This is a genomic window from Thioalkalivibrio nitratireducens DSM 14787, from assembly GCF_000321415.2.
Lineage (GTDB): Bacteria > Pseudomonadota > Gammaproteobacteria > Ectothiorhodospirales > Ectothiorhodospiraceae > Thioalkalivibrio > Thioalkalivibrio nitratireducens.
On the sequence record NC_019902.2, the window covers coordinates 2,972,226 to 2,986,942 of the forward strand.

13 protein-coding genes and 2 pseudogenes are annotated in these 14,717 nt (G+C 66.7%); 7 read left to right on the forward strand and 8 right to left on the reverse strand.

What is annotated here, in order from left to right:
* The first annotated feature begins 123 nt into the window (after window positions 1-123).
* The 3 genes and pseudogenes from TVNIR_RS13635 (at window position 124) to TVNIR_RS13640 (ending at window position 2,173) form a co-directional block, all read left to right on the forward strand.
* A complete protein-coding gene (locus tag TVNIR_RS13635; RefSeq protein ID WP_015259631.1) occupies window positions 124-519 on the forward strand; it encodes a hypothetical protein in 396 nt (131 codons plus the stop codon).
* A gap of 65 nt (window positions 520-584) precedes the next feature.
* Window positions 585-728 (forward strand): annotated as a pseudogene (locus TVNIR_RS20805) (DNA helicase UvrD); the annotation flags it as partial.
* Between the two features lie 281 nt (window positions 729-1,009).
* Entirely contained in the window at window positions 1,010-2,173 is a 1,164-nt protein-coding gene (locus TVNIR_RS13640) for a pyridoxal-phosphate-dependent aminotransferase family protein (RefSeq protein ID WP_043739766.1), read from the forward strand.
* An 18-nt stretch (window positions 2,174-2,191) separates the two neighbouring features.
* Here the strand turns inward: TVNIR_RS13640 and TVNIR_RS13645 are convergent, their stop codons facing one another.
* The 5 genes from TVNIR_RS13645 to TVNIR_RS13665 all read right to left on the reverse strand — a co-directional run bounded on the left by TVNIR_RS13645 (window position 2,192) and on the right by TVNIR_RS13665 (window position 7,459).
* Window positions 2,192-2,449: a hypothetical protein gene (locus tag TVNIR_RS13645; RefSeq protein WP_043739767.1), complete on the reverse strand. Its 258-nt coding sequence runs from the start codon at window positions 2,447-2,449 to the stop codon at window positions 2,192-2,194.
* Between the two features lie 20 nt (window positions 2,450-2,469).
* Window positions 2,470-3,081, reverse strand: coding sequence for a TIGR04282 family arsenosugar biosynthesis glycosyltransferase (locus TVNIR_RS13650; RefSeq protein ID WP_015259634.1), 612 nt, complete (start codon window positions 3,079-3,081; stop codon window positions 2,470-2,472).
* Window positions 3,078-3,773 carry a TIGR04283 family arsenosugar biosynthesis glycosyltransferase gene (locus tag TVNIR_RS13655; RefSeq protein WP_015259635.1) on the reverse strand — a complete coding sequence of 232 codons (696 nt, stop codon included), beginning with the start codon at window positions 3,771-3,773 and terminating at the stop codon, window positions 3,078-3,080. The genes TVNIR_RS13650 and TVNIR_RS13655 overlap by 4 nt, the downstream gene beginning before the upstream one ends.
* A gap of 5 nt (window positions 3,774-3,778) precedes the next feature.
* Window positions 3,779-5,275 carry a 2Fe-2S iron-sulfur cluster-binding protein gene (locus TVNIR_RS13660; RefSeq protein WP_015259636.1) on the reverse strand — a complete coding sequence of 499 codons (1,497 nt, stop codon included), beginning with the start codon at window positions 5,273-5,275 and terminating at the stop codon, window positions 3,779-3,781.
* 837 nt (window positions 5,276-6,112) lie between these two features.
* A complete protein-coding gene (locus TVNIR_RS13665) occupies window positions 6,113-7,459 on the reverse strand; it encodes a sigma-54 interaction domain-containing protein (protein WP_015259638.1) in 1,347 nt (448 codons plus the stop codon).
* An 84-nt stretch (window positions 7,460-7,543) separates the two neighbouring features.
* Here TVNIR_RS13665 and TVNIR_RS13670 point away from each other — a divergent pair, with 84 nt between their 5' ends.
* On the forward strand, window positions 7,544-8,641 hold the full coding sequence (locus TVNIR_RS13670) for an RNA ligase (RefSeq protein WP_015259639.1): 1,098 nt from the start codon (window positions 7,544-7,546) through the stop codon (window positions 8,639-8,641).
* Between the two features lie 19 nt (window positions 8,642-8,660).
* Here TVNIR_RS13670 and TVNIR_RS13675 read toward each other — a convergent pair whose 3' ends face one another.
* Complete coding sequence (locus TVNIR_RS13675; protein WP_015259640.1) at window positions 8,661-9,266, reverse strand: RNA ligase partner protein; 606 nt, start codon at window positions 9,264-9,266, stop codon at window positions 8,661-8,663.
* A gap of 170 nt (window positions 9,267-9,436) precedes the next feature.
* Between TVNIR_RS13675 and TVNIR_RS13680 the strand changes: the two genes are divergently transcribed.
* The gene (locus tag TVNIR_RS13680; protein ID WP_015259641.1) at window positions 9,437-10,042 is read left to right on the forward strand and encodes a class I SAM-dependent methyltransferase; all 606 of its coding nucleotides are present in this window, start codon (window positions 9,437-9,439) and stop codon (window positions 10,040-10,042) included.
* Between the two features lie 301 nt (window positions 10,043-10,343).
* Here the strand turns inward: TVNIR_RS13680 and tnpC are convergent, their stop codons facing one another.
* On the reverse strand, window positions 10,344-11,732 hold the full coding sequence (gene tnpC, locus TVNIR_RS13685) for an IS66 family transposase (RefSeq protein WP_257720619.1): 1,389 nt from the start codon (window positions 11,730-11,732) through the stop codon (window positions 10,344-10,346).
* Window positions 11,733-12,106: 374 nt separating this feature from the next.
* Here tnpC and TVNIR_RS13690 point away from each other — a divergent pair.
* Window positions 12,107-12,487, forward strand: a pseudogene (locus TVNIR_RS13690) (dihydroxy-acid dehydratase domain-containing protein); the annotation flags it as partial.
* A gap of 12 nt (window positions 12,488-12,499) precedes the next feature.
* On the opposite strand, the gene TVNIR_RS13695 reads toward TVNIR_RS13690, so the two are convergent.
* Window positions 12,500-12,703: a site-specific integrase gene (locus TVNIR_RS13695; protein ID WP_043739768.1), complete on the reverse strand. Its 204-nt coding sequence runs from the start codon at window positions 12,701-12,703 to the stop codon at window positions 12,500-12,502.
* Window positions 12,704-13,059: 356 nt separating this feature from the next.
* On the opposite strand from TVNIR_RS13695, the gene ppnN reads away from it, so the two are divergent.
* Window positions 13,060-14,460 carry a nucleotide 5'-monophosphate nucleosidase PpnN gene (ppnN, locus tag TVNIR_RS13700; RefSeq protein WP_015259647.1) on the forward strand — a complete coding sequence of 467 codons (1,401 nt, stop codon included), beginning with the start codon at window positions 13,060-13,062 and terminating at the stop codon, window positions 14,458-14,460.
* The last annotated feature ends 257 nt before the right edge of the window (window positions 14,461-14,717 follow it).

Genomic DNA, 14,717 nt, shown 5'->3' on the forward strand with positions numbered 1-14,717 from the left:
ACCGGGTGGGTCGCTGCCCGGGCCGCGGCCGTGTTGGGTGGCACCGCGGTTTCTTCTATCATGCCGGCGACCTGCAGCTAGGTCGCGGGCACAACAACGACAAGACGACACGAGGAGACACGAATGGCCGAACTGTTCAGCGAAGAATGGATGCAGAGCTTCAAGGAGCACTGGAACTCCGAGCCCGAGCTTTCGGACGCCCTGGCGCAGATCAACTTCAACAGCGTGATTGGCTATGGCTTCCCGGGAGAGGACAAGCCCCGCGGCGTAATCACCATCGAGAACGGCAAGGCCACGGCTGCCGGCGCCTACAATGGCGAAACGATGAACTGGGATCTGCGGGCCACCGAGGAGCAGTGGACCAAGTGGATGTCCAAGCCGCCAGGAATGATGGGCCTCGGCGCCGCGTTCACCACCGGCAAGATCAAGTTCGTGGTCGGCGACTACAAGGGCATGCTGAAGGATCCGCGCATGGCGGGGCCGTTCATCAAGAGCTTCAGCGTGATGGGCCGCGCCTGACCCGGATCGGATCGCCCCGCGGTCGCAAGCACCTCGCAGGCCCACCCGACCGGGTTCCGCGGCGGTTGCTGGCGCGCAGGGCGGAGGAGCACAGCGTCATCCGCGGTTCGGCGTCCGTGCCGCCCAGGAGCCCCGGGCCGCCCCAGCGCCGGCTGGCGGATGACGGCCTTCGGCCTCTTCCGCCCTACGCTTCTCCTTTCTTGATCGGGGTGGTGACCCTCATGCCCCTCAGGAAACGGGAAACGGGCGACCCCGCCGCGATCGCTGACGGGGCGGGCGTTCGCTGCACAGGCTGTAGACCGCGCACGCGCCGATTGGCTTACCCACTGCACTCCCACCGCGGGCTAGGCTTCGGCTGTAACCAGGCTATACCCGACGGCGCGGCCGCAATGTGCCGTGAGGAACGCGCCGCCCCCGTTGTTTCATCTTCTTTCGACACAGGTACCACACCATGACTTTCACACCTTTCTCCCCTCCTGCCCGCACCCTGATGGGCCCCGGCCCCTCCGACGTGAATCCGCGGGTGCTGGCCGCGATGAGCCGCCCGATCATCGGCCATCTGGACCCGGCGTTCATCGCGATGATGGAGGAGATGCGGGCCATGCTGCAGTCTGCTTTCAAGACGCGGAATGCGCTGACGCTGCCAGTATCCGCACCAGGCTCCGCAGGCATGGAGACCTGTTTCGTGAACCTCGTTGAACCGGGTGACAAGGTCATCGTCTGCATCAACGGCGTGTTCGGCGGGCGCATGAAGGAGAACGTGGAACGCTGCGGGGGCACGGCCGTGACGGTCGAAGACGACTGGGGGACCCCGGTGAGCGTCGACAAGGTCGAGAGCGCGTTGCAGGCGCATCCCGACGCCCGGCTGCTGGCGTTCGTGCATGCCGAGACGTCGACCGGGGCGGAATCCGATGTGCAGGCCCTGTGCGAACTGGCGCACCGTCACGACTGTCTGGCCCTGGTCGATGCGGTGACCTCGCTCGGCGGCAGCCCGCTCCATGTCGATGACTGGGGTGTCGACGCGATCTACTCGGGCAGCCAGAAATGCCTGTCCTGCACGCCGGGTCTCTCGCCGGTCAGCTTCAGCGAACGGGCCGTGGAACGCATCCGCTCCCGGCGCAGCCGCGTGCAGAGCTGGTTTCTCGATCTGAACCTGGTGATGGGCTACTGGATCGGCAGCGACGGCAAGCGCGCCTACCACCACACGGCCCCGATCAACGCCCTGTACGCGCTGCATGAAGCACTGGTGATCCTGCACGAGGAGGGGCTGGAAGCCAGCTGGGCCCGACACCGGCGCCATCACGAAGCGCTACGCGCAGGTCTCGAGGGCATGGGCCTGCATTTCCTGGTCGACCAGGCCCACCGGCTGCCCCAGCTGAACGCGGTGCTGGTACCGGAGGGTGTGGACGAAGCGGGGGTACGGGCCGCCCTGCTCGAGCGTTACGGCCTGGAGATCGGAGCCGGTCTCGGACCCTATGCGGGCCGCATCTGGCGGATCGGACTGATGGGGCACGCCGCGAATGAACGCAACGTGCTGGTTTGCCTCGGCGCGCTGGAGTCGATCCTGGCCGAGGCCGGTGCCGCGGTGCCGGGCAAGGCATTGCCGGCCGCACGCGCCGTGTACGGCGAACAGCTCCGCCGGGAGGCGGCCTGACCTACGCTGCCGGGCGGCCTATTGGCTGCCCGGCCGCCCCGGCCCATAGTCGTTCCAGGTCTCCCGGCCGAGCTTGGCGGCCAGCAGCAGCCAGGGCACCGCGTGCAACAGGAGATCGAAGATATCCAGCGGTCGGGTCAGCTCGCCGTGAAACAGCCAGCGCAGCTTCTCGACGATGTGCGGCTCGGGCACCCACGGAGCCAGGCCCAGCGTCGCGACAAATACAACGAACAACCAGGTAGGCGTGCGGTCGACCCATGAGATAAACATTTGCATCAGAATATTCTAACCTGCTTTTATTTCACCAGCGCAACACCCTGCAGCAGGTCGGGGGTACAGTGGATCAGATCGTCGGGCCGGTCGACGTCCGGACACGGTGGCCGCCGGGAACAACGCAGCCCCTGCTCGCGGCACCGATCCACGGTCCTCTGCAGCACTTCTGCGCCGCCCCAGGGCATCTCGGTGAACAGCCCGGGCGCGGGCACGGCGAGGCCGATGGCGACATAGCCACCGTCCAGCGCCGGGATCAGCACCGCGTCGCCCCCCTCAACCAGCGCAGCCGCCGCATCCTGCAGCCGCGCCGCATCGAGCCCCGGGGCATCGGAGCCCACCAGCAACGCGGGCAGCTGCGCGTGTAGCGCCACAGACATGCGTTGCCCGAGATCCCCGGCCAGCTGCGCCCGCAGCGCGCAGCCGAATTCGCGCCGGCACTGCGCGAAGAACGGATGCCGTGCATCCGACGCAGCCCAGAGTTCCACCGGTCCCACCGCGCTCGCGCGCGCCGCCGCGAGGACGCGGCGCACCAGCCTGCGATGCAATCGCGCGGCACCCTCGGCACCGAGTGCCGGAATCAGGCGTGTCTTCACCTGGCCAGGCTCCGGGGCCTTGGCGAATACCAGCAGCCTCATCGATAGCGCCGGGCCAGGTCCGCCGGATCGGCTCCGCGCCAGTAGGCCAGGCGCAGCGCCCACATCAGCAACACGGTTCGCAGCACGCCGTGTTCCTCCCAGCGCCGGCTCGACGTCTCCAGCTGCACGGGCAGGCACACGGGCCGACCGCAGGCGCGCTTGAGCGCCCGCGACAGCGCGATGTCCTCCATCAGCGGGATCGCGGGAAAACCGCCGGCCGCAACGAAGGCCGCGCGCGTCACGTACAGGCCCTGGTCGCCGGTTGCGATCCCGGTCAGGCAGGAACGCAGGTTCATCAACGCGGCGATCAGCCGGTAGATCGGTGCCCGCCCCGACAGGCGAACCCGGCAGCGGCCCCAGCACTTCGGGCCGCGGAGCGACCGCAGGATGGCGTGCGCCGCCTCGGGCGGAACCCGCGTATCGGCGTGCAGGAACCAGAGCACCTCGCCCTGTGCCTCGAGCGCACCCGCGTTCATCTGCGGGGCGCGGCCCGGCGCGCTGGCCAGTACCCGGTCGCAGGCGCTGCAGGCAATCTCTCGGGTCCGGTCCGTGCTGCCGCCGTCGACCACGATCACCTCGTGCCCCAGGGTTCGCAGCGCGGCAAGGTCGCCGAGCAACCGCGGCAGGCGAGCCGCCTCGTTCAGCGCCGGCACGATCACCGACAGTCGGGCCGGCGGTGCAGGAGGCTGCATCAGCGCTAGGCCGCCGGGGGAATCCCCTGCAGGCAGCGGCGCTCCGGCGGCACACCCAGCCGGTCGAGCACCGCGGCGGCGGCATCGACGAAGCGGCCGGGGCCCGCGACGTAGTAATCGCGGCCGCTCGGGTCTTCCACGCGGGACAGGCTTCCCGCGATCAGCGCGGGCCAGGCCTCCCGGTCGCTGGCAGCGTTCACCCGCACCGGCTTGTAGCGGAAGTTGTCGAGGGCGTCGTCCCAGGAACGGCAGAGATTGTCCTCGTAATGGCCGATTGCGCCGGTGGCCAGCCAGACCAGATCCATCGCATCGGCGATGTCCAGCGCAATCACGTGCTCGATCAGGCTCTTGATCGGCGCGAACCCGGTGTCGCAGGCCAGGAAGACCAGTGGCCGCTCGACCTCGTCCCCGATCACGAAATCCCCGTACGGCCCCTCGATTTCGACGCGCTCCCCCTTGCGCAGGCGTTCGAAGCAGTACACCGCGAACGCATCCTCGCGGTCCTCCGCCACGTGCAGCACCAGGTTCCGGTCATCGCAGGGGCAGTTGGCCAGGGGCAACCGACCCTCTACCCGGCCCTCATCCAGGCGCACACGAACGTACTGCCCACCAAGGAAACGCAGGCGCCGGGTCCGCGGCGTCTGCACCCTCACCACCCGCACATGGGTCCCCTGATGTTCGACGTCGCGCACCATCGCCTCGATCGTCTGCAGCGGGATCTGGTCGGGACTGCGCGCGACCCCGACCTCGACCACCAGGTCGGTGACCGGTGCGACCGCGCACATCAGCGCATACCCCTGCGCGCGCTCACTTTCGGGGATCACGTAGTCGTGCGGCCGCACTTCCCGGATCTCCCCGGACACGACCCGTGCCTTGCACTCCCCGCAGTTGCCGTTGCTGCAGCCGTAGCTGATCGACAATCCAGCTCTTAGCGCGGCATCGAGCACCGTGTCCGAGCCCTCCACCAGGAACTCCTGGTGGTCGGGAAGCAGCCGCACCTGCGGTGCCATCACGCTCATCCAGTGACTCCGATCCGCGAGGGCGCTGCCCATCGCATCCGATTCCGCCAGCCCCTGGTGCAACGCGCTCTGCATCCAGAGCTTGATCTCCCGCGCGACCGCGCGTGTGTGCCCGTCACGATGTTTCTCCAGTTCCCGCAGACGGGATTCCAGTGCTTCGAACACGGCCGCGTAATGCTCGGCCTGCCGGCGGGCACGCGTCAACTTGTGACCCAGGATCGCCAGCCTTTCGGCAAGCACCTGCGGCTCGGGCAGGCTACGGCCGGCGACATCCCGGCCCAGCGCCGCGGCCTTGATCCGGTCGACGCGTTCGAGCGTTCGCTCGTCTTCCAGCCGGGTTCCGGGATACAGCGAGAGCAGGTCGTCGACCCGGACCGTGCCGTCGAAACTGGGCAGATCACCGCATTTGATGCGTGTCTGCAATTCACCCCGCGTCACCCCCGCCAATCGCGCCGCGCGGATCACCGAAAGCTGTTTTTCCATTCTTCTCCGCTTCCCAGGTCGCGGCATCGTCGATTCCGGCAGGACTCCGCCAATGAGGCGCCTTGCCGGGAGCTCGATTCGAAGCGTAGCACCTGGGTGCCGACGTCGCAGCGCAAGAACCTGATGGATACCCGCGTCCTCTCGCCAACCCTCCCCCGCAAGCGGGGGAGGGGGCTTTCATCGTCGGGGGTGGTGGGCGCGCACCATGGGAGTTAGCGTGTCTGCACGCCCCGTTCACACCATAGGAACGACGATCGGCGGGGTTCCACGCCGATCAAAAAAAACCGCCCCGGAGGGCGGCAAAGGCGCGATGGAGGAGAGTCGCGCACGCGCATGATCGGTCACGGCCGAGGTGCCTCCGCATCACCCCGCGAGGCCTGCCGTCGGCAGCCTCCTCAGCGGTGAATGCCTTCGGGTGGTCCAGATCCGCACCACCGCTGCGGCAATCATCCGCCCGGTCCTGACTGACGCAATCGCGCTGCGCATGCAGCAGTTCCACGACGCCGTCAGGCCTAGACGAACCCATAAACAGCACATGAGAACTTAAGCATGATCTGTACCAACTGCGGGGTCTCGCGCCCGAAATCATGCAAAAACACGCATTAACAATACCTTACAAGAACAAACAAAAGATTGGAGGCAGCCGGATTGGCCCTCCCATCGGGAGCACGGCTGCCACAAGTGGCAGCCATGGCAGCCACCCTGGCAGACACTGGCAGACACTGGCAGAGGATCGGCAACCGCAATTACGGCACCCACACGATGCAAGTCGACCGCGCAGGCAGCCTCGGGCAGGGGATGCGCTGGCCCACGTTCCGACAGGACGGCCTGACGACGTCAGTCCGACCCCTCGTGCTCCGGTGTACCGGCTTCCAGCCGCTGCAGCTTCCGGTACAGGGTCCGTTCCGATACGCCCAACTGCCGTGCCAGTTCCTGGCGATCGCCGGGATGTTGCGCAACGACACGCGCCAGGTACTGCCGTTCCAGTTCATCGAGCGGAATCACCGTGTCGGCAGGCGGCACGGCCTCCCCCGCCGGCTGGAACTCGAGATCGACGATCAGGTCCGCGGGCTGGATCGAGTCCCCGTCGGCCAACAGGCTCGCGCGCTCGAGCACGTTGCGCAGTTCCCGGATGTTGCCGGGGAATCCCATGCCTTCCAGGGCCCTGAATGCGGCCGGCGTCAGGCGCTTGCCGCGCGCCGAGCGCAACCGGCTCATCAAGGCCTCGACCAGCAGCGGCAGATCCTCCCGCCGCTGCCGCAGGGACGGCAGCAGGATCGGAAACACGCCGATGCGGAAATAGAGATCGAGCCGGAACATGTCCGAGGCCACCAGCGCCTTCAGATCCCGGTGCGTCGCACAGACCAGCCGGAAATCGGCCTCCTGCGGCACCGCGCTGCCCACCCGGCGAAAGCATCCCGTCTCAAGCAGGCGGAGCAGCTTGACCTGCATCGACAGGGGGATGTCGCCCACCTCGTCGAGGAACAGCGTGCCGCCGCGTGCGGCTTCGACCAGCCCGGTCTTCAGACTGGTCGCGCCGGTGAATGCACCCTTCTCATGACCGAACAACTCGCTCTCGAACAATGTCTCGGTGAGTCCCGCGCACTCCACCGGCACGAACGGTCCGTCGCGGCGCGCGCTGGATTCGTGGATCGCCTGGGCCACCATTTCCTTGCCCGTGCCGGTCTCACCGAGCAGCAGCACGGCCGCCTCGCTGGGTGCCGCCCGCTGGATCATTTCCAGCATCCTCCGGAAGGCCGGCGACCGGCCGACCATCCGCGAGGTGCTCGGCGTTGCACTCGCCACCAGGGTCTGGCGCATGATCTCCAGCACGTAGTGGATACTGCCATCGGCGCCGGGAACCGGGTGCGTCTCCACGTCTACGTGCTCCGCGCCGCGCGGCGTGTGGTGGATGTGCATTACCCGGCTCACGTCGTGCGACGCGAGAGTTGCGTGTAACGGGCAGCTTTCACCCGCCTGATCACAGGGTACTGCGTAGCCGTGCGAGACCTCGTAGCAGCGGCTGCGCTCGCTCAGCGGTGCGTCGCCGAACGCCCGCACGTAGGCCGGATTCGCGGCCAGGATGAAGTAGTCGAGATCCAGCAGCACCGCGGGATCCTGGTAGGCGTTGAGCAACGCCAGCGTTTCCGTGGGGATCTCGGGGCTGGCGGTGTTCTTCGTCATGTCAGGTTGCCTGTCAATTCTGACAAGGGACAGGATAACAGGGTCGAACCTGCCACCGGCAGCGCGAGCGCATTACACTGGGGCATGGACGGACCGACACTGGCAGACGCGATCGACGCGGGGCGAGCCGAACGGCTGTGCTTCGAAGGGTTGGAGTATGCTCGGCTCACCGAGACGGTTGCGGGCTATCCGAGGGGAAGCGTGGTGTTGCCCGGCGGCGTGGTGATCCCCGGTTACCCGTCCATCGGACGGGTTCACTCGCTGTCCGCGGGACTGCGGGAACAGTTCGACGGCCCGTTCTGGGCAGAGGAGAAGATCGACGGGTTCAATGTCCGGATCCTGCGTCACGAAGGCGCGGTGCTGGCCTTCAGCCGCGGCGGTTTCGTCTGCCCGTTCAGCACCGACCGCCTGCACGATTTTATCGACCCGGCCCTGTTCGAGATCGAACCCGACCTAGTGCTGTGTGCCGAGATCGCCGGCCCGGAAAACCCGTATCTCGAGGGTTCACCTCCGTTCGTGACCGAGGACATCGCGCTGTACGTGTTCGACATGATGCGCCAGGGTCGGGGTAGCTTCCTGGGCCAGCAGGAAAAGATGGGCCTGATCGCGTCACATGGCCTGCCCCCGACGCGCACTTTCGGCCGTTTCGAACCCCATGATGTCGACCCGTTGCGGGATCTGATTTTCCAGCTCGATGCCGAAGGTGCGGAAGGGCTGGTGCTGAAGGGTGAATGGGGCGGGAAGCGGGCAAAGTATGTGACTGGCCGCTCCAACGTGACCGACATCCGCGTCTGCAGCGAGCAATTGCTCGACCTGCCGCCCGAATATTTCATCAACCGGCTGACACGCCTCGCAATATTCGTGACCGAGCATGGCCAGCAGGGCGATCCCGAACTCGAGCGCAGCCTCGGCCACGCCTTCCTGTCCGGGCTGGACCGGGCCGTCGAGCGCAGCCGATCGCGCGGCCGCGTGGATCACCGTTACCGGTGCCGGTTCCGGGAACGCCGCAACGCACTGCACTTCATGGACCACATGGCCGCTACCGGCGGGCATCGGGTCCGCATGGCCCCAGGCATGCCGGTGCAGCAGGACGGCTACTGGATCCTGGAATTCGAGCGCGTGTTCGACCGGATGACCGGCACGCTGGCCACCGCCCTTTCGGGTGCAGTGCAGTACGACTGACCGGCGCCGGACGGTCCGGTCAGCCGGACGTCTTGGGAACCCCTCCGCCCTGAGATTCCGCTAGGTTCTCCATGACCCGGCGCAGGTAGTCGGCGGTGACCAGCTTGATGCCCATGCGGTTGCCGAGCTTGCGCATGCCCTCGTCCGCGCTGGCCAGTTCGGCGTCGAGCTCCAGCGCCAGCAGCACTGCATCGACGTCTTCCCGGGAATCCACGAGTCCCTTGCGCATTGCCTCCCGGTACCGCTCGCGCAGCTGGGTGATGATCTCCGGGGGCATATCCGCGGCCGCGCCGGCGCGCTTGGTATGTTCCTCCGCGATGCGCAGACCGCGATCGATCCGGGTGCGAACCTCGTCGATGAACTCGTACAGGATGTCGCTGGGGATCGTCAGCGTGAAACGCCTGGGCGAGCGCACCCAGACGACCGTCTCGAAGTCGGCCGCGAGTTCAGCCAGATCGCGCATCGTCCGGAACTCGTCGTAGACCGACAGCGGCATGAAGAACTCGGCCGGGCAGCGCTGGGCGAGACGCAGGAAGGTGCGAAGGCCATCCCCGGGATCCTCGCCAAACTGCCCGAACACGTGCGGATTGGTGAAAACGCTGGTATCCAGAACGAAGCGACGCATCGATGCTCCCGGCCGGTGGCCTGCCCAACTCTCATCATCGGGGCGCCCGGCCAGACCCGTCAACCGGCTGCTGCAGCATCTTCGGAGGGAACGCGGTCGTTCCCGGCCCGGCAACCTCGCGCCACGAACGCGGTCTACCCTCCATCCAGACGATAACGGGAGCGACAGCAGTGCGCGGGATCGAACACATACCCTGGCTGTACGATGCGTTGATGAGCGTGATGGACGTCACCGGCTTCTCGCGCTGGCGGCGCAAGCTGGTTTTCGAGGCGCGCGGCCCGACGCTGGAGGTGGGCTGCGGTACTGGCCGCAACCTGCCGCACTATCCCACAGACACCGACCTGGTGGCCTTGGACCCCGACCTCGCGGCGCTGCGCCGTGCGCGTCGGCGTGCGCCGGGCACCCTGCTCGTGGCGGCGCGCGCCGAAGCGCTGCCCTTCCGGAGCGACCGCTTCGAAACCGTGGTCAGCGGCCTCGTTTTCTGCAGCGTGCAGAACCCGGATCGGGGACTGGCCGAGATCCGGCGGGTGTTGGCCCCGGACGGGGAACTGCGCATGCTCGAGCACGTACGCCATCACCGTCCATCCCTAGCCCGGCTGCAGGACGGCATCCAGCCCGCCTGGACCTGGATCACCGGCGGCTGCCACCCGAACCGGGATACCGAGGCGACGGTGGCGCGGGCGGGGTTCGCGATTGATCCCGTCGATCGCGTGGCACGGGGCGTGATGCGGCGCTTCTCCGCGCGGGCCGAGGGAGAATCCGGGCCGCGGATCTGACCGCAGGCCGGGGATCAGGCCCGACACTCTCCAGAAGGGAGCAAAGGCCGGTAACGGCCAGGCGCAATGCGGCTCTGTGGGGACGGATCGCCGGTGCCAGCGTCGGCCCGAGGGGGTGTCAGGGGGTGCCCGGGTCCGCCAGACGCTGTTTCTGCTCCTGGATGCGCTGCCAGGAAGTAAGCGTCCATTCGAGGACGTCTACCGGAGCGGTTCCTGGGAGGTTACCGTAAAGCGCCGGAGGGCCCGCCCCGGTGCCCGGCGACCGAGACGAGACGCCTCGTGTTGGTTTTGGATGCCGGGTCTACGCCGGTGGGGGTCGGTCGAGATCGGAACGTAGTGGATCGTCGGCGAACAGGATCTTCCATCGTCGCGGGGTGAGGTCGATCACGTCGCGGGCCGGATGCTGGCTCACCCGCTGCAGGACATCGGTCAGATAGACCGACGGGGAGATCCCTTGTAATCGGCAGGTTACGATCAGGCTCTGGATGATGCCGATCTGTTTCGCGCCCAGTTCGGTCCATGCGAACAGGAAATTTTTCTTGCCCATGGGAATCGGGCGCAGCGTCCGTTCGATGTGATTCGGATCGATGGCGACATCGGGATCGTGGAGGAAGACCTGCAACGCCTCGATGCGACCGCGGGCATAGACCAGCGCCTTGCTCAGGGGGTTGCTCGGGGGGTTGCTCGGGGTCAGGTCCGGGCGATGGCATTGTTCGTCACACCAGCGCCAGAAGTCCTGGGCCTTCGGCAGGGTCTGCTCGGTGCGCAGGGCGAGCTTCTCGGCGCCTTCCAGGCCCCGGGCGCGGATTTCCTCTTCCACGGCGTAGAACGCCCGGATTTGCCGCAGCGCTTCTCCGGCGGCCTGCGGCTCGGCGTCCAGCGCGCGCTCGAAGTAGCGGCGCGTGTGCGCCCAGCACCCGGCATGGGTCACGGCCTGGACCAACTCGACAAAACGTTCATACGCCCCGTAGCCGTCACTTTGCAGCCCCCCGGTAAACTTGGCGCCGAGGATCTTCTCGACATTGTCGAAGTGGCGGTTGCTGGCATAGGGGAAGCAGATCTCGCCGTCCTCGCCGTAGACCGGCCAGAAGTAGGCGCTGCGCATCTTGCCCGGGGCACTGCGCCCGGCCTTGATCGGGGTCTCGTCCACGGTCACTACCCGTCCCTGGCGGATGTGCTCGAGTTGCGCCTTGTAGATCGGCTCCAGCAGGCCGATGGCCCGCGCCGCGAGGGTACCCAGGGTCATCCGGCTCAACTGGATCCCGCTCTGCAGCAGGCGCTGGTGCTGGCGGTACAACGGCAGGTGGTAGAGAAACTTGTCGATCAGCATGCCTGCGAGGAAGCTGACATCGGCGACGCTGCGATCGTGCACGTTCGCCGGTGCCGGGGTCGTGATCAGTTGCTCGGTATCGCGGCGCTTGAGCACCGGGCGGTGGTACTCGAGGATCACGTAGCTGCCTGGGCACTGCGCCAGCCGGTAGCGCTTTTTGACCTCAAACTGCAGGCCTTCGAGCAACGCCTGGAAGCCGGTGCCGCTCAGCGCCACCACACCGGCACGCGCCCCCGGCTGCAGCGCGAACTGACCCTGCTCCAGCCGTTTGCTCCAGACACAGAAGCCGTCACCGTCGAAGTACAGCACCTTCAGTTGCGTGCGCCGACGATTCACGAACAGGAACCCCGAACCATCCAGCGGATCGTGCCCAGGCGGTTGCGCACCAGTGCCGACAACCCATCGAAGGACTTACGCATGTCGGTGGCCTGGGTGCACAACCACCAGCGGGTCGGCCGCGTCAGCATGGCTCCGTACGGTGGATGCGCAGCACCACGCCGCCTCCCAACTCGAGTTCGATCTTCCAGGCCGGCGTCCCCGGGGACCGTCGCGGTACGCGCCTCGGCAGCGGAACATCGGGAGCGACCGGCGATCCCACTGACATGGACACACCTCTGCTGATCATCGGCGCCCTGCTCGTTGCCACGCTGATCGCCTTCTTCACTGGAGTCCTGCCTTACCCGATCGGCTGGATCATCCTGACCGTCGCCTTCATCGGGCGACTGATCGTGCTCATGTCCAGTGCCTTTGAGGCGATGGGCATGAGCCTGCCCGGTTCCTCCACCCAGGCGGCGGAGGATCCCGAGAAGATCGAGTCGGCGGCCCACTCGGCCGAGGTCCTGCTGGAGGCGATCCACGCCAACCGGCGCCCCCGCGACATCATGACCCGCGAGGCTTTCGAGAACGCCCTCGCCGTGGTGATGGCGCTTGGTGGTTCCACCAACGCGGTGCTTCACCTGCTGGCCATCGCCCACTCCGCCCGGGTGCACCTGGACATCGACGATGTCGAGCGGATTCGACGCAAGGTCCCCGTACTGTGTGACCTCAAGCCGTCCGGACAATACGTGACCACCCGGTTCCACGCGGTTGGCGGCACTCCCCACGTGATGAAGATGTAGCGGCGCATGCTACCGGCTCGGGAAGAGGTAGCGGCCGCTGGTCAGGCCGGCCTTGGCGATCCAGGCAGCAACCGCCACCCGGGTCGGCTCGGTGAGTTCGAAGCGGACGGGTTCACGGGTCTTCTGCGGGATCACACTGGCGCGGGTCAGGACTTCACCGCCGCGGGCCACATCGTTTACCCGCAACTGCAACAGATATCCAACCACCTTCACTCACCCCTGATGTGGCTGACGTCAGTCGTCTGCGGCGTCGTCCTCTCGGTGGGCCGGTTTACCAGGACACCGTTTGATCGTACTCGTACTCCGACGCGGGGTGGGCGTGGGGATTTCCGGCAGAGCATGCCTCTGCGTCGATGGCATCCTGCGGAGCGTCTTTGTACCACGACGGGGGGCCGCGCCTGGGCGATGCGGGGTGGGATGGCTGGTTCGCCGATTGACTCCAGCCAACCTGGTCCGCGCATTCGCCGGACACCCGCCCCCCCCCCGCATCGGCTGGCCGTTTGTTTTCCCGCACAGTGCCTGCGCTCAGAGTCTCGTGCCGGCACACCGGATCGAAGATAATGCAGCCCATGGACGATCATACAAATACAGGTACGCCCGTCAGCGGCGCCAAGATTTCGACCCGGGTGTATCCGGCCGGGACATTGAACATGCTCTCGCGCGAGGAAGTCGCGCGCTTGTCGGATGCAACCGAAGAGGTTGGAGAAGTTCTGCGTCAGTGCGCGCTGGCCGTGCTCAACTCTGGCGAGCAGGGCGATGATGCCGAATCCATGCTGCGCGCCTACGAGGATTTCCGCATCCAGGTCCACCAGGTCAATCGCGGCATGCGCATCGACCTGGAAAACGCGCCGGCCTGCGCGTTTGTCGACGGCAAGATGATTCGCGGGATTCGCGAGCTGCTGTCGGCCGTGGTCCGCGACATCGTCTACTTCCACACCGAGATCGGGCCCAACCCCTATTTCGATCTGGCCATGCCGGAAGGCATCACCAACACCGTTTTCGAAATCCTGCGCAACGCCCGCCTGCTCAACGCCCAGCGTGAACCCAACCTGGTGGTCTGCTGGGGCGGGCACTCGATCAGCGGTGAGGAGTACGACTACACCAAGGAAGTCGGCTACCAGCTGGGTCTGCGCGGCCGCGACATCTGCACCGGCTGCGGACCAGGAGCGATGAAGGGCCCGATGAAAGGAGCGACCATCGGCCACGCCAAGCAGCGCACCCTGCCGGGCCACTATGTCGGCGTCTCCGAACCGGGGATCATCGCCGCCGAGGCGCCCAACCCGATCGTCAACGAGCTGGTCATTCTGCCCGACATCGAAAAGCGCCTCGAGGCCTTTGTCCGCCTGGGCCACGGAATCGTCGTGTTCCCTGGCGGCGTGGGCACGGCCGAAGAGATCCTGTTCATGCTCGGCATCTTGCTGAATCCGGCCAACCGCGAAGCGCCGTTTCCGCTGATCTTCAGCGGCCCGGAGGCGGCGCGCGGCTACTTCGAGGAGATCGATCGATTCATCGGCCTGACCCTGGGCGACCGGGCACGCGAGCTCTACCGCATCGTCATCGATGATCCGGTCGCCGTAGCCCGAGAGATGACCCGCGGCATCGATCAGGTCCGGGAGTGGCGTGTGCACATCAACGACGCCTTTTATTTCAACTGGCTGCTGGACATCCAGCCGAGTTTCCAGCAGCCCTTCGAACCCAGCCATGCGGCCATGCGGTCGCTGGAAATCTCGCGCGAGCTGCAGCCGCACCAGCTCGCGGCCAACCTGCGTCGGGCCTTTTCCGGCATCGTCTCGGGCAACGTCAAGCCCCAGGGCGTGCGCGCCATCCGTGAGCACGGCCCCTTCGAGATTCGCGGCGAAGCCGACATCATGGAAGCCCTCGACCAGCTCCTGCGTCGATTCGTCGCCCAGAACCGCATGAAACTCCCCGGCGGCGCGGCCTACGAGCCTTGCTATCGGATTGTCAGCTAAAGGATAGGAAATCCAACCGTCTTCACCGCAAGATCCCTTTGCCCAATAGTACTGTCAAGGCTCCGTCGCCACCCCTGTCAAGCCCCGCTCCCACTCCATGACCCAGGGGTAGCCGGCGGGAGACCGCCGGATCGTTTGTCGTCGGGCGGTCAATGGCGGGTGTTGGGCGCGAACGCGCTGGGTCACCGGATGGCGGGGACGGGAGTCGACCCAGAGCGGGCACCCGGTCCGTATGGATGAGTGGCCGCAGTCGAGGA

What these genes read in the sequence shown, in the direction of transcription:
- TVNIR_RS13640 (WP_043739766.1), top strand. Translation starts at nt 1,010, where the DNA reads ATGGGCCCCGGCCCCTCCGACGTGAATCCGCGGGTGCTGGCCGCGATG.
- TVNIR_RS13645 (WP_043739767.1), bottom strand. Translation starts at nt 2,449, where the DNA reads ATGCAAATGTTTATCTCATGGGTCGACCGCACGCCTACCTGGTTGTTC.
- TVNIR_RS13635 (WP_015259631.1), top strand. Translation starts at nt 124, where the DNA reads ATGGCCGAACTGTTCAGCGAAGAATGGATGCAGAGCTTCAAGGAGCAC.
- TVNIR_RS13650 (WP_015259634.1), bottom strand. Translation starts at nt 3,081, where the DNA reads ATGAGGCTGCTGGTATTCGCCAAGGCCCCGGAGCCTGGCCAGGTGAAG.
- TVNIR_RS13660 (WP_015259636.1), bottom strand. Translation starts at nt 5,275, where the DNA reads ATGGAAAAACAGCTTTCGGTGATCCGCGCGGCGCGATTGGCGGGGGTG.
- ppnN (WP_015259647.1), top strand. Translation starts at nt 13,060, where the DNA reads ATGGACGATCATACAAATACAGGTACGCCCGTCAGCGGCGCCAAGATT.
- TVNIR_RS13675 (WP_015259640.1), bottom strand. Translation starts at nt 9,266, where the DNA reads ATGCGTCGCTTCGTTCTGGATACCAGCGTTTTCACCAATCCGCACGTG.
- TVNIR_RS13655 (WP_015259635.1), bottom strand. Translation starts at nt 3,773, where the DNA reads ATGCAGCCTCCTGCACCGCCGGCCCGACTGTCGGTGATCGTGCCGGCG.
- TVNIR_RS13665 (WP_015259638.1), bottom strand. Translation starts at nt 7,459, where the DNA reads ATGACGAAGAACACCGCCAGCCCCGAGATCCCCACGGAAACGCTGGCG.
- TVNIR_RS13670 (WP_015259639.1), top strand. Translation starts at nt 7,544, where the DNA reads ATGGACGGACCGACACTGGCAGACGCGATCGACGCGGGGCGAGCCGAA.